The organism is Cupriavidus sp. D384, from assembly GCF_001652915.1.
Taxonomy (GTDB): domain Bacteria; phylum Pseudomonadota; class Gammaproteobacteria; order Burkholderiales; family Burkholderiaceae; genus Cupriavidus.
Genome location: NZ_BBQI01000030.1, coordinates 82,047 through 101,823, shown reverse-complemented (window position 1 = coordinate 101,823; position 19,777 = coordinate 82,047). Strand labels below are relative to the sequence as shown.

Here is a 19,777-nt window from a genome sequence, read left to right as displayed (position 1 = left end):
AGCACGCCTATGTCCGGCCCTTTTGTGCAGGCCGCTCAGCCTGCTGGCCCATATGGAATTCGCTGGCGAGGTCCTCATCTGATCATCGAGCGTTGCTGCTCACATTCCCTATCGGGTTTTCCTCGCCCCGGTCCAACCTGTTAGCCATCATGCGATCAATGCTTGCGCTCCTTGAGAAGAAGTCAGTTCAGGCGGGCCACGCACCTGGCTATGCAGCCATGGCGGGTGCCGTGTATCTCGTATCCCTTGCTAGCACCGCCCAGATGGTCCGGGCGAGTTTGTTGGCTACGGCAGCCACCACTACATTGAAAGGACGTCGCTGAAGCAATCCGTCGAGCCAGGCGGTTCATGCGCCTTTGATGATCACCGATCTGGCGCCGTGTATGAGTAGGGTGCGCAGGTAGGTGTCACCTCGCTTGCTAATGCCAAGCTGGCGCACGTGACCACCGGTGCCCGTTTGTTTCGGTACCAAGCCTAACCAGGCAGCGAACTCACGCCCGGAGCGAAACGTTTTGGCATCGCCGATCGCAGCCACCGCAGCCGTGGCGGTTAGCAGCCCCACGCCAGGAATTTCAGCGATCTTCTGGCATTCCTGATTGTCGCAAAGCGCAACCTTGAGCCGACGTTCCAGCACAGCGATTTCCTTGTCGGTTGCCTGCACGCGTGCCCATTGCTCTCGTAGGCTGTCGATCAGTATGGCTGGCAAGCGATTCGCGATCTTGGCAAGCGCACCAGAAATTTTTTCGGCAAATTCCCGAGATCCTTCCGGAAGGACTTCACCAAACTCATAGAGTAAGCCGCGCAATGCGTTCGTCTGCATGATCCGGAACTTCATCAGTTGAGCCCGGATGCGGTGCAGCGCCAGAATGGTCTGTTGCTGCTCGCTCTTGATCGCAACAAACCGCGCCTCGGGCTGCTGGACTGCTGTCCAGATAGCTCTGGCATCGGCAGCGTCGGTTTTATTACGCAACACAAAGGGACGAACCGATCGCACAGAGATGAGCTTCACTTCGTGGCCGAGCTTCTGCAGTTCTCGTGCCCAACGGTGGGCGCTGCCGCAAGCTTCGATGGCAATGAGTGAACGCTCCCGCTGAGCAAGGAAGTCGGTGACCTGGCTCCGCTTCAACTTGATGCGCTCGATTTCACCGGTGTTGGCATTCACCGCATGAAGTTGGAAGACATGCTTGGCAATATCCATGCCGATGACGGTAAGCTTCATTTTGGATCGTCCCGATCAGGGTCGTTTGCAATCGACACCTCCACTTTGGCATAGGGATGCCATGGCAGCGAGGACCCTTACAGTTACTCTTGCAGGTAAGCGGCGCCCCGTTGCCGGGGGGAGGCGTCCATACCATCTGATTAAATCAGTGCGCGAGTCATCGAGGCATTGGGTGAGCGCGTTGTCATGAGCGTGTCCATGATTCAGGTCCTGTGATGAAGCGACAGATCAGTTTTGCGGAAGCGGAAAGTCACGGCAAGAAGCGTGTGACGCGCCGCCAGCGCTTCCTGTCGGAGATGGAGAGCGTGGTGCCGTGGGCGCGCCTGATTGCGGCGGTCGAGCCGTACTACCCCAAGGGCAAACGTGGCCGGCCGCCGATCGGCCTTGAGCGGATGCTGCGCATTTACTTCCTCCTGCAGTGGTACGGGCTGTCGGACGAGGCACTGGAAGACGCGCTGTACGACAGCATGGCGATGCGGGCGTTTGCCGGGATCGACCTGGCAGTCGAGGCGGTGCCAGACGCGACCACGCTGCTGAAGTTTCGCCGCCTGCTCGTCGAGCATGAACTGACGCGAAAGCCGACGGCTTCGGGAAGAGTTTGCCAAGTTGCAGGTCGAGGTCAATGAAGAGAAGAGTCGCACGGTGGATTTGGACTGCGGTGAGAGCTTTGGCTTTCTGGGATTCGACTTCCGTCGATTGCGCAGCATAAAGAGACAGGTGTGGCGAGCGCACTATACGCCCAAGTTGAAGAAACGCACGGCGTTGCTGCGCAAACTCAAGGAGGTGTTCAGGCGATACCAGTCGCAGCCGGTGGATCGGGTGGTGCAACTGATAAATCCGGTGCTACGTGGCTGGGTGAACTACTTCGCGGTCGGACACTCCAGTGAGTGCTTCAGCTTCATCCAGGACTGGGTGGAAAAGAAGGTCAGGCGCCATCTGGAGCGCTCCCGGAATCGTCGGGGCTTCGGCTGGAAGACGTGGAGTAGGCGGTGGCTCTATGACGAACTGAAGCTGTTCAACGGCTATCGGGTTCGTCGTCGACCATCGACGAAAGCGGCCCCGGCATGATAGGTCCCATATACCTTGACATGAAGCAAACAGGAAAGCGTAGTGCGGGAAAACCGCATGCTGCGTTTGACGTGGCGGGAGTTGGAAACGTGACTATGGTCGCCGGATTGCGGGCCATCGCGAAAGCGGTGGAATCACCACCGGCACCTGAAGGTGCGCGCGCCAGTTCTCGACCCTACCTTAGGGGGCAGTGGCGCAGAAATGCGCCGCTGCTACCCGACGTCGGCGTGGATGCGGCCTCTGGGCTGGTGCATAGCGTGGTGGGCACAGCGGCCAAGAGTCGGACGTGTCGCAGGCCCATGCCTTGCTGCATGGCCACGAGGAGCATGCGTTTGGCGACGCGGGCTACACGGGCGTGGACAAGCGCGAGGAGATGCAAGGCAAGACCGTGAAGTGGCAGGTGGCCGTCAAGCGCGGCAAGATCAAGGCGATGTGTGACGGAGCCGTCAAGGACTTGCTGATCGCCGTCGAGCGGGTCAAGGCACAGATTCGGTCGCGGGTTGAGCATCCGTTCCACGTTATCAAGAATCTGTTTGGTCATCGCAAGGTTCGCTACAAGGGCCTGTTCAAGAACACGGCGCAGTTGTTCAGCCTGTTTGGTTTGGCGAATCTGGTGTTCGCCAGGAGGCTGTTGTTGTCCTTAGAGGGGAGCAATCCGTCCTGAGCGCGCAAAAGCGCGACCAGGAAAGGTGCGAAACGCGAGAAAGACGGCTTGAATCGGCCCATCTCTCCCGGATTGCGAAAGCTGAAGTCCTTGGCTTGTGCAACATCAAGCGCAAACCTCATTGATCAGCAATTCCTTAGTGACAACGGTGCCGCTCATTATCGTCACAGCAGCAAATTCGCCAATAAAGGACCTGCGCCAACTAGTCTCGATGGCAAAGGCTAGGCCAGGGCAGATCACCTTTGGATGCGCCGGCAATGGTTCGGGCAGCCATCTGGCCGGGGAACTCCTTAGTACCATGGCTGGCGTCAAGATGAACCACGTTCCCTATAAGGGAGACGCGCCTTCGCTCACAGACGTGCTCGGTCAGCAGATCAATGTTGCCCTTCCCACCTCGCTCGCGGGAATGCCGCAAGTCAAGAGTGGAAAGCTCAGGGCGCTCGCGGTCACGAGCAAGACTCGATTACCGTCACTGCCCGATGTGCCCACGGTAGATGAAGCACTCGGGATAAACGGCTACGAAGCCGTTTCCTGGGGCGGGTTCATGGTCCCGAGCGGGACATCACAGGCCATCATTGCTAAGATGAACAGCGAGTTCAACAAAGCCCTTCAGGATCCGGAGGTCCGCGACAAGCTGATGGCTCAAGGAGCGCAGATCGCAGGCGGCACGCCTGAGGCGTTCAATGCGTTGCTTCGCGCCGAAGTTTCGAAGTGGAAGCGAGTGGCAGATTCAGCAAAGGTCCGGCTCGACTAGCCTCACCAGGGATGTCGATCCGTCTTCGGGAACCCTCCAACGACGGGAACTGCTTTCGACTACCAATCGTTACAATGGATGGCAGACGGCCGTCATTCCGGCTGAAGATAACATCTGACCCGATATGGTGAATGTCAAGCAAGTCGCCCTCCTCGCCGGCGTTTCCTCGGCAACAGTCTCCCGTGCACTGACATCGCCGGATAGGCTGCGACCTGACACGCTGGAGCGAGTGCAGAACGCTATTGCAAGCCTCAACTACGTTCCCTTCTCGGCGGCTCGCGAACTACGTCAGGGGCGCACGCGATCGGTGGGCATAATTGCGCCGACACTGATGAATGAACTTTACGCCAAAGCAGTAGATACCTTGGAGGCCCAGCTCGACCGGCTTGGATATACCGTTCTGTTGACTTGCCATCGGGACGACAGTGAGACCGAATTGCGCTGCGCCCGCGCCCTATTGGAGCGTAGAGTGGACGGGATCGCAATAATCGGTTCACAACATCATCCCGAAGTCTTCTCGCTGATACACAAGCACGCTATCCCGTATGTACTAATGTGGGCCGTGGACCGCGAAGGGATGCATCCGACGGTGGGGTATGACAACCGCTTGGCTATGCGCAGGCTAACCACCTACTTAGTCAAACAAGGACACCGGCAGTTTGCAGTGCTCCCAGGTCCTCTCGAAACTCAGTTTCTATCGTCTCAACGGCTTCTGGGGATCCGAGACGTCCTCAGCGAGAACGACATTTCCTTACCCGATAACCGCATTTTTCCGACCCCTTACGATGCATCTGCTGTGCGACAAGCGGTGCGCGTCTGCCTGCAGCGCAAGGACTTGCTGTTGCATCGGGAACAGCCGACCGCCCTGATATGCATCAATGACTTCATTGCTGTGGCGGCGATCGCGGAGTGCCGCACATTGGGACTTTCGGTTCCGAGCGACATCTCTGTCACAGGCTTCGGCGACTGGCAGATGGCGGAACTGGTAACACCCGCGCTAACGACAGTGCACTCGAATCCCGTTCTGATTGGCGAGCTTACTTCGCGCAACTTGATTGAGCAGATCGAAGGAGGAGCCAAAAACATCCAGACCGAGTTCGAGCCTGACCTAGTAATTCGCGAAAGTACTGCGCCACCTCGACAATAAATGGCGGCCTCAAATCAAAAGTGCAACACCTTGCCATCATGCATTACTGTCCTGATCGTCCCAAGGCTTCCCATAGCCGCATGATTTCGCGAGCCTTGGTCTGACGGTCGATGACGTTGAACGGTCTTCCATCGAGGCCCATCGCCTCACGAGGGAATTCCGCACATCCTGCTGGTGCAAGTTGGACGATCGAGATGCCCTTTCAAAACGGCATAAAGCTGCCTTGCGGCAGCGACGCATTCTTGTGGCGTTGTTGCTTGTGACACGACCCCGGTCCCCTTTGATGCAGTGGGTAGGATTTTATCGCGCGAGACCTATGTGCCACACGAGCAAATGGGGCACGAAGCAACTGTAGGCGCAGGCAGGACATGGTTCCAGATGGATCGCGGCGATCCAATCGGGTTACATGGCGGTTACATAGACCGCAAAATGCACAAGGGTTTACAGGAAAACCCCTGTAAACCCTTGATTTTATTGGTGCGGCTGCAGGGCTCGAACGCGCCGCCCGATTTCCCGACACAGCGCAGGCAGCGCCACTATGGATTCAAAGATCCATCGCGCAGGCAGCCCAATGAGGCCCGCCACATCAGCTCGATTCGGTCTGTGCAACTTGCGCAATTTGCTCCTTCAGCCATTGCAGACCAGACATGTGTTGTTGTTGACGGTGCCATATCAAGCTGACCTGCACCGCAGGCGTTTCGAAAGGAAGCTCCGCGAGCTGCAAGCCATAGTTGTGCACGAAATGCCTGGCCAAGTGCCAGGGCACGGTACCCAGCAAATCGGTGCTGGCGACGATGGCTGGAATGGTCAGGTAGTGCGGAACTTGCAACTGCACATGGCGCTGCACTTTGGCCGAGCCCAGGACGATCTCGAGCGGACTGCCGCGGCCGGCTCGCGGCAAGAGCGAGACGTGCTGTGCGGCCAGATACGCCGTCTTGTCGAGGCCTTCCCTGAATGCAGGGTGGCCCGGTCGGCCGATAACTGCGAGGCGCTCTTCGTGAATCGGTTGGTAGAGCAAATCGGCGTCGTCGAAGTACAGGTAATCAATCGCCAAGTCCAGATCTCCGCTGGCCAGTCGCTGCGGGATCAGGGCACCTTCGTCCGACAGTACCTGCAGCTTCACCTGCGGCGCCAGCGCCATCAGCCGGGTCATCAGGCTCGGTAACAGCCGTAGCTGCCCATAGTCATTCATCGACAGTCGGAAGGTTCGCTCCGTGTCCGGCTGAAAACTCTCTTGAACGGCAAGCCCTGCCTGCAGCAAGCGCAGGGCTTGCCGTACCGGCACGTGCAGCGTCATCGCCCCGGCAGTGGGCTCGAGTCCCTTAGCGGTACGGCGGAAAAGAGGTTGCCCCAGTTGCTCGCGCAGACGACTGAGCGCATTGCTCACCGCCGGCTGGCTCTTGTGCAGTCGCTCGGCCGCGCGTGACAGGTTGCGCTCCTGCATCAGCATGTCGAACACGAAGAGGAGATTGAGATCAATCTGCTGCAAATTCTGATTCATCAATAATTCTCATCATCAATATCCATTGGAATGAAAATGATCGCACCAATAGACTACAACACCAAGCGACCTACTGGCGCCAGACGTCAGAAAGGTCCGCGGGGGCTTGGCGGAACTGGCCACGTATCGCGAGCCCGACAGCGCAACAGTCTTTGAGAGCCGATCATGTCTTTTGATACCCAAACCTTCCGGAAGAAATACCGGGCGAACATTTCGCCTTACTACAACCCCTGGCTGCATGCTGGCTTCGTTCTTGTTTTCGGCGTGACCTTGATCCTCTTCTTGCTGAACAAGTTGGACCACGTCAGCGCGGTGGAGTGGCTAACTGTGCCGGCCACCTTAATTTTCTACAGCAGTGGCGAGTACCGCACCCATAAGGGTCTCGGGCACAACAAGAAGCGATTCGCGAAGGCGTTCTACCAGCGCCACACGGGCGACCATCATAGTTTTTTCGCAGATGACCAGATGCGCTACGAGTTCGCCAAGGACTGGCGGGTGATTCTGTTCCCGGCATGGCTGATCGTTGTCTACAGCATTGGCGCGCTGCTCGCTTGGTCGATCATCGGCCTGGTCAATGCGAACGTCGCTGCGCTGTTTGCCGCCACGCTACTGGGCGGCTATCTCAGCTACGAGATCTTTCATGCCTGCGAGCACCTCCCGCCGCAGAATCCGATCTGTCGCCTGCCGTGGATTCGCCACATGCGGCGGTTGCATGAGTTGCATCACCGCCGTGACCTGATGCAGACCAAGAACTTCGCCGTAGTGTTTCCACTGTGGGACTGGATCTATGGAACCCTTCATTGGGAGCCCGAAGAAGCAAGCGAGAGCCTGGTCCCCACCGTCAAGATGCAGCATTCCATTGATATCGCCCGGACGCCAAGCCAGGTACTGGCCTACGTGAGTACTCCGCTTCGTTGGCACGAGTGGCATCCTTACCACGTAGCGATCACCGGGCAGGGAGGGTCGCTGCCGGTTGGGAGCCACTTTGCGTACGTCGGCGGCCGTGCAGGCAAGTTGCAGTGGGAAGTCGTGGAAAGTCTTCCGGATCGGCTCTGGCGAACCCGGGCCCGTGGCAACCGGGGTCTTGAGATGTTCGTCACGTATGAGTGCATCGGCACAGCCACTGGCACGCGCTTCGTGCGGACGCTGGAGTATCGGTTTTCCAGTGTGGTGGCCCGCATGGCTGATCGGCTGGTTTTGCGTAAGCGAATTGAGCGCGACTCTGTTGCCTTGCTTCACAAGCTGCGCAGCGTCTCCGAGAGTGTTCTTCCCGCGGCAGAAACGGATTGTGCTTCCAAACAGGCGACATGAAGGGCATGGGGGCATGCAGGCTCCACCGCGCGTGTCAGGCTGCAATGGAGCAATGGCCAGACGGAGGGTCATGTCAACAGGCTCAAGCTCCTCAAGCGCCAAATGTATGGCCGCGCCAATATCGAGCTTCTGCGGCTGCGGGTTGTTACGTCCCGCGCAATCTGAGGTTTGGGGAGGGCCGTTTATCCCGCGAACGGCTGGGGCGATTTTCTGAACATCTCCGCAATCAGCGCGAGACGCAACGGACATAAGGAAGGCCAGTACTGCTCTGATATCGTGCGATGTTTTCCAGGCGCCACACGACAACCAGAACAGACTGGCCTATGCATCGCATTGTATTTGCGTTTCTCACGCTCGAACAACATCTTCTCGCTATCCGTTGGAGAGCGTGCAAAGGTTGGGGAGGACACCAAGAAAGTGCCGCTTAGGCACCGCGCCGGTTGTATGTGAACTAGGCTGATCGGTATCGCAACGGTGGGAGCAAGCCATGCGGTTGATCATCGAAGCCAGGTTGGCGGACGAGGGCAGCGATATTGGCCATGCCGGTGAGGGCGTTTTGGCAGTGATCGAGCGCCGTGACGGTAGTCTTGCGGATCTGGGCCTGACCCTCGCGGAGGGCCGCTCGCTGTTGGCCAAGGTTCAGACCGAGCTGGTTTCGAAACAAGTCGCGGGATGGCTTTCGGGCCAGACTCATTGCAGGAGTTGCGGGGCGGCTTTGAGCCACAAGGACCAGCGCTCGACGGTGGTGCGCACGGTGTATGGCAAGGTGATGGTGAACAGTCCGAGGCTGTGGTCGTGTGCTTGCCAACGGACTGTGCCGACGCCACGATCCGTGATCCATCCCTTGTCTAAAGCGCTGACTAATCGCGCCACGCCAGAGCTGGAATACCTCCAGGCGAAGTGGGCAAGCCATCTGCCATATCGGCAGGCCACGGCGATGCTGAAGGAAATACTGCCTCTGGACAAGGGCATTTCGTTCAGCGGCACTCGAAATCGGATTCGTGCTATCGGAAAGCAACTCGACGCTGACATCGAGCGTGATATTGCGAAGCTGCCCCCTTTCGACGGAGGCGTCCAGGTTCGCGAATCCAGCCATGTCGCGACCGTGAGCGTTGACTCGGCGTGGTTGCGGCATTGCGACTCGGTGAGGGGCCTTGGCCGACATGTCAACCTCATCGCTGGACGAGCGACGTTCACCGACAGGCCGCCAAAGTTCTATGCCTATGTGCACCGGGAAGTTACCTCGGCAGTAGCGCGGCTGGATCAATTTCTCACTCGAAACGGTGTGGCGACCGACGAGCGCGTTACCGTGATCAGCGACGACGCCGGTGAATTTGAGAAGACCATCCGGGGCAGTCAGCTCGCACGCGGCAGGATTCTCGATTGGTTCCACATCGCTATGAAGTTCAAAGCGGCGCAGCGTTCCGTGTTCGGCAGTAAGGTTATCGATTCACTGGAACGAGAGTCGATAGAGACCGAAATCACGCACGCCAAGTGGCTCGCGTGGCATGGCAAGGGCCGCAAAGCGTTGGAGCGCATCAAGGCATTGGACGCGCAGCTCCTGACCAGAGCGGGGTATGAATTCAGTACGCTGTGGTGGAATCTAGATAAGGTCTGCGGGTACCTGCGGAGCAACGCGTCTACGTTGGTCAACTATGGCGCCCGGCATCGAAAGGGCTTGCCCATCGTAAGCGCCAGTTTCGGCACACCTTGAGTGCGACGAGCGTATTCAGGCAGGATGCGGCGGGGCGGCTTTCGGCGGGGCGAAGCTGAACGGCAACAGGTCGCTGATGTCGGCGTCTGGCGTTCGCTGTGGCAACTCTGTGAGCACGTGGAGCAGATAGGCATATGGCTCGACGTCACAGGCCCGGCACGTCAGCATCAGGCTATAGATCATGGCGCTTGCCTTGGCGCCGGCCACGGTGTCTGCGAAGAGCCATGCCTTTCGATTATGGAAGCCCTTCCATAATCGAAATTATCGTAAGTTCGCAATTATGGAAGCTTCGCGGGAGCTATATCGAACGAACACGCGTCGATCCATGCCGCGGCCCTGCATTTGCTGGGCTACGGCATCGATGCGGATGCATGTCCCGCCGCGCGTCAGCTATCGACTGCCGATAACTAAAGCGCCTGTGCGTCGGGACGGCGACAACTTCCAGGCCCGGATTTTCTGGCGCAAGGCCGTTTGCCTGCTTGACCCTAACAGCCCCGTCATTCGCGTGGGTTTCGAATCCGGTCCCAAAGGCTTCGACGACGTATGGGTGGAATATGACCCCAGCCGTGCACCAAATGACCCAGAAGGAAAACCAATCCTGCGGGAGTACACGCAATGCAAGTGGCACGTTTCGGTAAGCGACTTCGGACATAGCGACCTCATAGATCCCGAGTGGATCAACGCCAATCGTTTTTCCTTTCTTCAGCGGGCCCGAAATGCTCAGCACGCCCACGCGAAAGACGGGATCGGGGTCCGATTCAAATTGCTAACCAACTGGCGGATCGCGCAGACCGACCCGCTCCGACCCCTTATCCATCAGCGTCACAAAGCCATTCGCCTGGAGCAGTTGTTTGGCACGAAGACCGATGCGTCGGCGACAGGCCGGATCCGGAAACTGTGGCGGGAACATCTGGGCATCGACGATGCCGAATTGCGTCTACTGGCCCGCACGCTTTCGCTCGACACCGACTCCACATCGCTGGATGACCTCCGCGAACTGTTGGACATGCACTTCGAGAACCGGGGACTGCTTCGCATACCGCTGAACGAGAGTAGCTTCCGGTATGACGACATCGTCTTCCAATGGCTCGCCCAGGGTCGCCTCGAGTTCACGCGGGACACCTTTCGGGACGCCTGCCAGCGCGAGAATCTGTTTGCGAAAAGGAACTCTCCAAGGACACTAGTGGGTGTCAAGTCGTTCGAGCACGCGTTCGACCGACTAGAGGAACGATGCAGCACCGTCCTGGACTTGATACCGTATTTCAACGATCGGGCCATTCGCGACCAGCAAGATTGGACCGGCAACCTGTACCCCGCGCTCAAGCGCTTTCTCATTGACGCGGCGCGCGAACCGCAACCGTTACTCCTGGCGCTAGACGCCCACTTGACGCTGGCGTTTGCCGCTGGGTCCGTCGTCAACATCAAGTCTGGACGGCACGTGGAAATCGAGCAGCGTACGATCGACCGGCAAAGCTGGAGCGCGACGGACACTTTCACCAATCCAGACTGGCCGACGTGGAACTTTGAAGTGGAAGACTTGACGTCAGAGTCAGGAGAGATGGCCGTGGCTGTTGCGCTCACCCACGATATTCCCGACGCGGTGCGCGGCTATATTGCCACCGCCTTGCCTGGCGTCAGCAAGCTATTAGTCGCGAAACCGTCGTGCGGATCGGGAGCGCAGTCGGTCGCAAGCGGCAGGCACGCTTTCGAACTCGCCGAAGCCTTGGTTCAGCGCATCAATATGGAGCGGAAGGACGTGAAACCTCCAATGCATATTTTTATTGCGGCGCCCAACGCCTTTACGTTCTTCCTGGGCCAGCGTCAGCCGGGTATGGGACGAACAACCTTGTATGAGTATGACTTCGAGGGCGCGTTTGGCGGCGGCTATCAAGCCTCCCTGACGCTCCCGACCTAGCACGCGCGTCAGGCATTGCCGAATGACTGGGCCGATGTGGCTTTGGTGTGGGACATATCTGGCGAAAGTGATGGCAAAAAGCTACCGAACGGTGAGCCACGTCGATGGCTGGACTGGCCTCCCGCAATACGAGATTCGCGACAACAAGGTCTACCGGGCGGTGTCCCATGTTAGCGGTTGAACTGGCCTGCCTCAGTATGAGATCCGTGGCGATAAGGTGTACCGTACCGTGTCGCATGCAGACAGCTGGAGCGCAGTTCCTCAATATGAAATCCGAGGCAACAAGTTGTATCGCACGTGCTCCCATGCACAGGGTTGGACCGGCTCTGCACAATACGAATTACGCTAGCGCAACCAGCGCGTACGCGGAGTGGCTCACGTCGCATGTACCGTCAGCTTTCTTAGAATCACTCGTATTGGAGCGTGCGGCGGCGTTCCAGCCATTGAAAGCGCCGATCAATGTCCAACGTTGGGTCAGTTGCCGAGAGTTGATCGGGCACTCGGCCTACTGGTCGGTATGCCCTGGAGAAGCTGGCCCGCACAGAATCCATAACAGTTCGAGGCAAGACATCGCTGCCGATCGGGTGACATTCGCTACCTCCGGAACTAGTTTTCGTTCCAGCCTGCCTCCAACGAAAACAAAGTGATGGCGGATACCCGCCAAGGAAGCTCGAAACGCTGCAGCGGCACTGACGCAAAGCCCGGCGAGTTCATGAGAAACGGCCGGACGTCTAAACTGTGCTTCCTTCGGCCACACAGCCTCAAATATCGGCCCGTTGAAGGTCCGACCACGCCCTCTCGGGATCATAAGGGGCGTGCTGGCTTTCCCGCTTTCAAGGTGCTTTCGCTGCTGGCGAGTTGGCGCATGACTCCGACCACCACCGTGCGATGCCCGATTTCAGATTTCTTACGCAGAAATGCGGGGAAGATTCGGCAAAGGCCGAAACGGAGCCAAAGGCATTCCCACGGGCATCCGGAATACTACGACTCCCCGCTCGACAGTCTCCGAGTATTGATGGGCCATGACGACACCTTGTACCAGTTCGATCAGACGATCCCATTTCACAAATCCGGAGGTCGCTGCTTCTCGAATCGCACGATGCATTGTCGCATACGCCAATAGAATTCCTGCTCGGGTCGATGCTCTCGAGTTCTCGTCCCTGGAGAGAAACCATCCCAAATCTCTACTTGGCGACACCTGTTCTACTGCTGAATCAAGCGCGATAACACTATTGGCAGGTTGTTCCACAAAATAGCGTAGCAGCAGGTAGGCCTGTACTCGTGCATCCCCTGTGCTGACTTGTATTCCGTCGCCCTTCCTGAAGACGACAAATTGCTTCAGCGGAACCCTCCCGGAGCTCGCAATACCCGCAGCATAAGAACGCAGAAGCCGCAAAGTGCAGCAATAGACAACGCGTATAAGCTCGTCTTCGCGCCGTCTAATAGTAAACAAAGGCACGAATGACATATTTCCCGCCAAATGTCGTTGCCAGAACAGGGCTACGCCGTTGCATGATGGCCGTTCCAATATCTCCGGAGGCTTTGCCAGCGCACATGCAATCGCAAAGGCACATTCCGCATCCGCGGCCCATATTTCGACGTTGGAGTAGGCGATCCAACTGTCACCGCGAGCGGAGACATCCTCTACCCACTCATTCAACGTAGAGAATGCTTGTCGATATATTTTTACGTGGGTTCGATGTTCGTGGAGGTAGCTTTCGACAAAAACTCCTGGACTAAGGGGCGCCCCCGATAATGCACAGTGACATACCGGACAATGAAGCGCCTCTCTGAAGTTTTCCAAAATACCTATATCGGAGAGAAGGCTACTACACTTCATGCAACGATCATGTATATCAACATTGTGAATCGGGCATCGCGCTAACTTGCTACACTGAAACCAGATCGAGTGATATCCGGACTCCAAACAAACGGGACAAAATCTAAGGCGACTAGTAAAAATGGCGCCCAACAAATTTGAAACCTCCCCAGCCACCAGCGAACGCTCCTCTGGAAACCTAGTACTATTGAAGTTAACTCGCTCTATGACATGGCGGATTCGTTTCAGCTTGCCGAAAAAAGTCTGCGTGCGCGTGGGAAAATTCGGAGCATCGAGTAACCTCATTGCGGCTTGCATGCCAACTGCATTCAGCCAACACAACCGATGAAAATACCCGAATGAAGACTCATTTGGTATCGAATCTAATCCACCACCGCACCAGTGAGCGTCTTTCATGCCTAAGCTTGAGAGCAGTCTGGTCTATCCGTGGCATCCGGTTTTTCATCCCAGGCCGATTTAGCTGCAAACTTAGCGGCACTCTGCCAATCTTCCTTTGGAAACTCGAAGTTTGGGCAATCTTTATCCATACCCTTAAACGCTAAAAACCCAAGAGCATCGAAAATACGCCTCGAAAGCAATTTTCCATTTTGACTTGGTTCTGATATTTTATCGTCTCTTATAAGATGTACCTCCTTCATTGCCTGCCAAAATAAACTGGCTTGATTAGCTAGGCGAAAGCCAGAGGCATATCCGAGTGGAAAACAAAATTCTGTCCATGTTGGTCCAAAATCCGTCGGCCATCTTTTCACGTCGATCACCTCAAGCAGATCTTGCAGCTCTTCCAATCCATATCCGCTGAGTCTCAGCCGATGCCTAAAATACCGATCCAGGCAGCCTATTTGCTGCTCACTGGATAAGGTTCTGAATAATTCACGAATTTTTGGAGACTCGCCACAACAAATCACGACGAAATCAATCCTCACCTCTTCTAATTCATTATGCAGATCTTTGATAAAACCGAAATCTATAGGACGAAGGGCCTGCGCTTCGTCAACCAGCATCACAATTAGCTTCCAATTAGTCTCCAGTGCAGAAGCCACAATGTCATTAATCAATCTCCGACTTAATTCGTATGAATTTCCATCAAGAGCAGCATGATTAACCGTATAAAGCAAATCCCTCACAAATCCACCATGAGAAAATATTTCCCTATTTAAGCCTCTATAAGAGAGTACGTGAATTTCGCTGAGATCTCTTGGTAACCGCTCACGAAGGACATTCATCATGATGGTTTTTCCCTCGCCAGCGATCTCTTCTATGAAAAAACTTTGCCTGAGAAACAATAAAGTTCTGGCGTTGTCATAAAAATTCGATATCGGGAGTGTCCATAATGGTGATTCCGCTCTGCTCTTCTTGGATATAATCGGGTGCTGCAGCATTAATGCTCGAAGATGACCCTCATCCATTTCTTTCTCCACGATCGCACGCAATCATTTCTTATTCCCCGAATCCAGCTTGAATATTCCGCGCGGATTTATATTTGGAAGCAGATCGTTATCACTCCCAACATTATTATTGTGGTTATCTTCTTCGGCCGGCTTTAGGGATGCTGATTTCGAACCAGTAAAGCTATCCCGAGCTACTTTCGCTATCGCAAGCGCAGTTTTTTTTCCGATATTTTCGCCGCTATTTTCGCTCGTTACAAACTCATAATCTACTTTTCCGGATCTAGCATAAATATCGGGGCTCCGGCCTCGGGGCCGTCCCTTTGCTTTTGCGCCTACCAGTTCTCTGACCCGCAATGCACATCGCCAGTTTTCCCATTTTTCCTCACCGTATAGCTTGCCCAAATTCTCGCCAGTTTCCGCGTCACTTGCCCATGCCTCTCTCGCATCGAGACGATTGATGTAGACAAACACTTTTCTTCCTATCATAGAAAAATCAGAAGCGATACGAGGATTTGTATATCGGCAGTATGCCGTATTAATGTACGGCCTACGCGTATGGACGCCCCATTCTCCCCTAACCTCCACCTTTCGTCGGTGCATAAGGAGTCGATCATTTGAATTGATAGATCTTGGTAGAGGCTGTGGAACCCATAGAAGCTCATGCTTATCTACGAATCTTTGCAGAACATTAATTACAGTTGCACCATTAAGTCGATCACCGGTTGAGATAGTATTATGTTCACGGACAACGGCATTCAACATATCGACCACAAAATCAAGGTCGATTCCGTCATTTAAACCGAGCTGTTCGACATCGGGGGGCCGGCGAACATCGTCGGGGCCCGACGCGTATGTGGCCTTCAGGCGATGCTCTCCGCGTTCTTTTGAAACCCCAATGATCCTTTCGACTAACGACCTTCCCCACCAGGCACGTGGGGGGCCGAACTCAATGGCACAACCAAATACATCAATAACGTTATTTACAAAATCATTTGCAATATTGCACCAACCGTTATCCACCCTAAGCAAACTGAATGCTTGCCCTGCCAACTGCGGTATCAACGAGCATATCAAGGTGGGGCCGCGTGCAACAAAATCCATATTGGTGCTACGTACCTCAATGCGAACGTCACCAGAATTCCGTGCGTCTAACACGACAGGCACACTGCTCAACATCGTCTGCAACGCACAATCGGCGCTCGGGTTAACTTCCAGAGAGATATGTGCGCCCAAAATTGCGCTTGTTTTTACCTCGACCAGCAACCCTAGATACCAACGAGATATAGGTATCAAATGCCCTGTACCGTTGGGATCAATCACCCTAACATGAGTGGGAATATCAATAACTGTGTAATCAAGCTCTACGACTGCAAACGGGAGAAGTGGCGATATGAGAGCATTAGGACCCATACCATGTCCTAGATTGTTAGTCGCCTCAGCACCCATTCTGGCTTTTACCGCACGCTCTGATCTTTCATTCTTCAAAGAATGAAGGAAGCGCAAAAGGGATCGTCTACCCTTGTCTTCCGTCAGGAAGGGCCATTCATTCTCTCCAACCCCTTTTGTCCGTAATTCAGAAAGAAACTCGCCATGTATTTCAATATAAGGCTGCGGCCCTAACTGCGGCGAACGGCTATTTTTTGACTTCTTTTGTTTATCCGGCTGCAGAAAGAATTTTTGTATTAAATCTTTCTTGACATCAGGAAACTTTTCGAATAACTGCGCCAGCGCGCCAGCGTAACCACTAGAGCGTTGATCGGCCAATGGATGCTTCGCAATAATGGGTTTCGTTCTGAAGTAAGGCTTAATGCGAAAACTCGGAAGCAACGCATAAAATCCTACAATACACCCCTCCCCTGCTGATGCCACGCATCGTCGGAGCAAGCGCCTCACTTCGTTTGGCGAGAATTTTGTCTGTTCTTGAATCTCACCGTAGGGAATATCGGCAGCATATAACTCAACGGCAAGCTTTCGATTCAGAAACGTTCGACGAGTCGCATCGTCAAGAACGGTGATATCGGGATGGGGCCAGTCGACAAGCTCACCGTGATATTGTTGAATCAACGATCTCCGCGCGCCCCCGCCCATTATTCAACCCGTTCTAGAAGGGAACGTCGGTGAAATGCGCTAGTACGAAGTTCGGTTTTAAGTTTCCCGTTTGCCAAGTAGCGCGCCACACTAGCAAGTAAGTGTGCGGGATCACAATCTTCTAGTGCGAGAACCTCCTGGAGCGTGAAGCTACTTCTGGCGCTAATTAATCCTGGGAGGGCCCTGGGATTCGGGTCTATAGCTCCTCTAACGCGTGTTCGATAGGAACATAGCAACATCCAATTATGGGGCAGCCATTGCGCCATTCGGATTTCGCCTTCGGTCTTGGTTATCCTATTCTTGTGTCGCGTGGGTTCCCCGTTCCTAGAGTGATTGAAGTGCCAACACTCCGTCTTGCCAGACTGATATAAAACATCAACTGTTTGTTTGTATTTTTTTTCAGATTTTTCTTTTGGTGGCCTGGATGGAAGATACGACAGTATTTCAGGATTTCCTTCGGCTAGCAATAAATGCGAAAATGCAACCACGCCGAAAATGCCAAAGCGACGATCATTTTTTGGGGAATCAAAAAAATAGACCGACGCGTGGCCGCGATTTGGATTTCTAACAAATTCAGCCGGGCTCAATCTGTGCTGGTCTGCGGCGTGATACATGATGAGTCACAACGGCGAGTCTTGGAGAATATATGGTAGAAAATTTTGTGAGTAGATAACGGTATCAGTAACCCTATGAAACTGGTTGCATAGTGCGCATAATTTTAATATTTTTTATTATCAGAAAATCGCAAAATTCGCATTTAAACCCAAGGACTTTCCCCAAAAAAATACTTTCGGTTGCGGGGACAATGTGTGGAGTGGAGCGGAATGAACTCCATGAACTGCAGGCGATTACTAGGAGCTCTGAGACAAGAGCGCAGAACCAAGGCTTTCGCCGTTTGCCTGCAAGCTCAAGGGAGGTAGGGGCGGGTAGGCGGCGCTCACACGCCAGCGGAGACATAGGCAGCATGACAACGGCTGCGGTCGCTCCCGAAAAAGACACACAATTACATCTTCGGCGTAGAACCGATAGAATATTTCATCCCCAAAAAAGACGAAAATATGTGTTGAATGCAGCGACAAAGTCTACGTAAGTAGATAATTCTTATCAGATTTTACCCCATCACTTTTCTCGTCGTCTGACTATGCCCCCCCCGCTGGCAGGAACCACTTGTCCCCGCCAGCGCAGGACTCTTTCTGGCGTTATTCCTGAACCACCCGCATCGACCTCGGCCGCGAGAAGTCGAGGGTTTCGCCGTTCCAGGCTCTTTTGCTTTTTAGTTCCCAGTTCTGCACGAGGCCGGGAAATGTCGCGAGGCGGCTATACGAGAGATTATCCCAGTCCGATAGCATCACTGCAGTGCCGGGTGCAGCATCCACGAGCACTTCGTGCCTGTAGATCCAGGTCGGCAGCGAATAGCCGGAGCTGTGTCCGGCAGGCAGGCAATACTTCGCACTGGATGTCATGCTGACGATGCAGCTGACTGGTGTTGAATCGGACTGGACGCGCATGGAACGTGGCTTCGAAAAATCGAGCGTGAGTCCGTTATACGCCTTCACCCCCTTGAGTCGTTCATGCTCTACCGTCCCGATAAACGTTGCTAGGCGGCTATACGACAGATTATCCCAGTCGGATAGCATCACTGCAGTGCCGGGTGCGGCATCCACGAAAACTTCGTGCGTGTATATCCAGGACGGCAGCGAATAGCCCGACTTTTCCCCCGCTGGCAAGCAGTACCGGGCACCGGTTTTCCGGGAAACAATGCAGCCCAACGGGCGCTCGGCCGACAATACGCGTACGTCCGAATAGATGGATTGAATCCACTTCACGTATTTCGAAACGCGCGCACCGGTACTCGCGCGCGCCGAGTTGCCATTGGTTGTTGCGATGATGACTGGCTTGCCGCCACGGATCTGCCACCACGCTGATCCATTGTCGGTTGCGGCAGTGCGGGCCCAGGACGGCGACGGTCCAACGGAGTCGTACGTCGCCGCGAGTGCGTGGTCGGATCCGTAAATGCCCTCGACGCGGCTGCGCCCGTACAGCCGCCGCGCGCTCGTACTGGAACCGAATGAGCGGCTGATGTTCGTGCCAACGCCCCAGACCCCGTGGCTCACGAAAATGACGTCACGGCCGGGCTCATCAAGCGCATCGTTCAGAATTGGCCGCTCGATCGGATTTCCCTTTGCATCGATCATTGGATTTCGCGTGGGCAATACCAGGACGGCGATATCGGTGGATGCGCCGCCGTGGCTGCGAGGCTGGATCATCCGCTGCGGCGGTACGTGCGCCGTACCTGCTCCCGATGCGATGACACGCCCTTTCCAGTCAGTAAACGTCCTGTTTGCGGCGGTCCTGGTGCCGTCATGATCCACGCAATGCGCGGCAGTCAGCACGTAAGTCCAGCCGCCCTTGTCGCCAAGCCATGTTGCCGTGCAGGCTCCGATGGTGCCGACGGCGAGCCAGGCCGTTTCGTAGCTGAACTCACGCAACTTGTTGCTACGCGTATCGATGCTTTCGGTCACTGTGGCCGTATCGCCGCCATAGTATCTAAATGTGGCTTCATCGATGACCAAAGCTTGCGCCGATGACCACGTTGCCAGCGCCACCAGCCCGGCACCAAAGTACTTTCCCTTCATTATCCTGTATTGCCCTTCGATAAACGGATTATCCACGGCGCACAGATCAGCCTATCAAAGACTGCTCAATCTGACCTGTCTGACTTGCCGCCTGAATATTGCGTTCTGACGTGTTTCAGTGAAAGACTGGCGCCGGCGAATCGCGACCTTACCCTGAAAATTCTTGGGATCTGGATTCATGACGAATCCTTTTGACAGAGGCCCGCCCTCTTTTTGATTTAGGATTTGTCCGATTGAATTCAGGCGGTGGTTTTAATATATAAGAGATCCCATCCGACTGATTATTGAAGTTCTGTTGCGACTATCTCTGCAATCGGCGCGGACGAGATAATATGTGCCGCTGAAATGCTTCAATTGTCACGCACAATTGCGATCGGACTGGCACATTACCTCTTCGTGCAATGAATGCGTCACATGATTTGGTCAATGCCATGCCAAGTGCCGCTTGCGCTTGAATCGGAAAATGGCCCGCCTAGAATCCATGTCATGCGCGAAGGCCAATTCCCCCGAACGATACCGGCTCGAAAAACGC

At 55.1% G+C, this 19,777-nt stretch carries 10 protein-coding genes and 5 pseudogenes; 9 read left to right on the top strand and 6 right to left on the bottom strand.

What is annotated here, in order from left to right; genetic code table 11:
- Nucleotides 1-208 precede the first annotated feature (208 nt).
- Nucleotides 209-1,219, bottom strand: a pseudogene (locus A9J21_RS11365) (IS110 family transposase).
- A 215-nt stretch (nucleotides 1,220-1,434) separates the two neighbouring features.
- Here A9J21_RS11365 and A9J21_RS11360 point away from each other — a divergent pair.
- The 5 genes and pseudogenes from A9J21_RS11360 to A9J21_RS11340 all read left to right on the top strand — a co-directional run.
- Nucleotides 1,435-1,797: pseudogene (locus tag A9J21_RS11360) on the top strand (IS5/IS1182 family transposase); the annotation flags it as partial.
- 28 nt (nucleotides 1,798-1,825) lie between these two features.
- Nucleotides 1,826-2,287, top strand: coding sequence for a group II intron maturase-specific domain-containing protein (locus A9J21_RS11355; protein WP_224039293.1), 462 nt, complete (start codon nucleotides 1,826-1,828; stop codon nucleotides 2,285-2,287).
- A gap of 221 nt (nucleotides 2,288-2,508) precedes the next feature.
- A pseudogene (locus A9J21_RS11350) lies at nucleotides 2,509-2,951 on the top strand (transposase); the annotation flags it as partial.
- Nucleotides 2,952-3,072: 121 nt separating this feature from the next.
- Complete coding sequence (locus A9J21_RS11345; RefSeq protein ID WP_231108945.1) at nucleotides 3,073-3,705, top strand: tripartite tricarboxylate transporter substrate-binding protein; 633 nt, start codon at nucleotides 3,073-3,075, stop codon at nucleotides 3,703-3,705.
- 124 nt (nucleotides 3,706-3,829) lie between these two features.
- Nucleotides 3,830-4,852 carry a LacI family DNA-binding transcriptional regulator gene (locus A9J21_RS11340; RefSeq protein ID WP_043355368.1) on the top strand — a complete coding sequence of 341 codons (1,023 nt, stop codon included), beginning with the start codon at nucleotides 3,830-3,832 and terminating at the stop codon, nucleotides 4,850-4,852.
- 586 nt (nucleotides 4,853-5,438) lie between these two features.
- Here A9J21_RS11340 and A9J21_RS11335 read toward each other — a convergent pair.
- On the bottom strand, nucleotides 5,439-6,353 hold the full coding sequence (locus A9J21_RS11335) for a LysR family transcriptional regulator (RefSeq protein ID WP_043355370.1): 915 nt from the start codon (nucleotides 6,351-6,353) through the stop codon (nucleotides 5,439-5,441).
- Nucleotides 6,354-6,518: 165 nt separating this feature from the next.
- Here A9J21_RS11335 and A9J21_RS32685 point away from each other — a divergent pair, with 165 nt between their 5' ends.
- The 3 genes and pseudogenes from A9J21_RS32685 (at nucleotide 6,519) to A9J21_RS11325 (ending at nucleotide 9,378) form a co-directional block, all read left to right on the top strand.
- A complete protein-coding gene (locus A9J21_RS32685) occupies nucleotides 6,519-7,664 on the top strand; it encodes an SRPBCC family protein (RefSeq protein ID WP_043355372.1) in 1,146 nt (381 codons plus the stop codon).
- A gap of 27 nt (nucleotides 7,665-7,691) precedes the next feature.
- Nucleotides 7,692-7,829 (top strand): annotated as a pseudogene (locus tag A9J21_RS32680) (transposase); the annotation flags it as partial.
- A 322-nt stretch (nucleotides 7,830-8,151) separates the two neighbouring features.
- Nucleotides 8,152-9,378: a hypothetical protein gene (locus tag A9J21_RS11325; protein WP_043355374.1), complete on the top strand. Its 1,227-nt coding sequence runs from the start codon at nucleotides 8,152-8,154 to the stop codon at nucleotides 9,376-9,378.
- 15 nt (nucleotides 9,379-9,393) lie between these two features.
- On the opposite strand, the pseudogene A9J21_RS11320 reads toward A9J21_RS11325, so the two are convergent.
- Nucleotides 9,394-9,612 (bottom strand): annotated as a pseudogene (locus tag A9J21_RS11320) (transposase domain-containing protein); the annotation flags it as partial.
- Between A9J21_RS11320 and A9J21_RS11315 the strand changes: the two are divergent.
- The gene (locus A9J21_RS11315) at nucleotides 9,560-11,293 is read left to right on the top strand and encodes an SAVED domain-containing protein (protein ID WP_224039289.1); all 1,734 of its coding nucleotides are present in this window, start codon (nucleotides 9,560-9,562) and stop codon (nucleotides 11,291-11,293) included. The pseudogene A9J21_RS11320 and the gene A9J21_RS11315 sit on opposite strands and share 53 nt — an antisense overlap.
- A gap of 2,238 nt (nucleotides 11,294-13,531) precedes the next feature.
- Here A9J21_RS11315 and A9J21_RS31475 read toward each other — a convergent pair.
- The 3 genes from A9J21_RS31475 to A9J21_RS32575 form a co-directional block, all read right to left on the bottom strand.
- Nucleotides 13,532-14,539 carry an ATP-binding protein gene (locus A9J21_RS31475; RefSeq protein ID WP_124684262.1) on the bottom strand — a complete coding sequence of 336 codons (1,008 nt, stop codon included), beginning with the start codon at nucleotides 14,537-14,539 and terminating at the stop codon, nucleotides 13,532-13,534.
- Nucleotides 14,540-14,563: 24 nt separating this feature from the next.
- Nucleotides 14,564-16,585, bottom strand: coding sequence for a hypothetical protein (locus A9J21_RS31470; RefSeq protein WP_124684261.1), 2,022 nt, complete (start codon nucleotides 16,583-16,585; stop codon nucleotides 14,564-14,566).
- 1,223 nt (nucleotides 16,586-17,808) lie between these two features.
- Entirely contained in the window at nucleotides 17,809-19,281 is a 1,473-nt protein-coding gene (locus A9J21_RS32575) for a hemolysin (protein ID WP_304440995.1), read from the bottom strand.
- Nucleotides 19,282-19,777 lie beyond the last annotated feature (496 nt).

Bases quoted from the DNA above. Each gene is read 5' to 3' on its own strand.
- A9J21_RS31475 (WP_124684262.1), bottom strand. From the start codon at position 14,539: ATGGATGAGGGTCATCTTCGAGCATTAATGCTGCAGCACCCGATTATA.
- A9J21_RS11325 (WP_043355374.1), top strand. From the start codon at position 8,152: ATGCGGTTGATCATCGAAGCCAGGTTGGCGGACGAGGGCAGCGATATT.
- A9J21_RS11335 (WP_043355370.1), bottom strand. From the start codon at position 6,353: ATGAATCAGAATTTGCAGCAGATTGATCTCAATCTCCTCTTCGTGTTC.
- A9J21_RS32685 (WP_043355372.1), top strand. From the start codon at position 6,519: ATGTCTTTTGATACCCAAACCTTCCGGAAGAAATACCGGGCGAACATT.
- A9J21_RS11340 (WP_043355368.1), top strand. From the start codon at position 3,830: ATGGTGAATGTCAAGCAAGTCGCCCTCCTCGCCGGCGTTTCCTCGGCA.
- A9J21_RS11315 (WP_224039289.1), top strand. From the start codon at position 9,560: ATGGCGCTTGCCTTGGCGCCGGCCACGGTGTCTGCGAAGAGCCATGCC.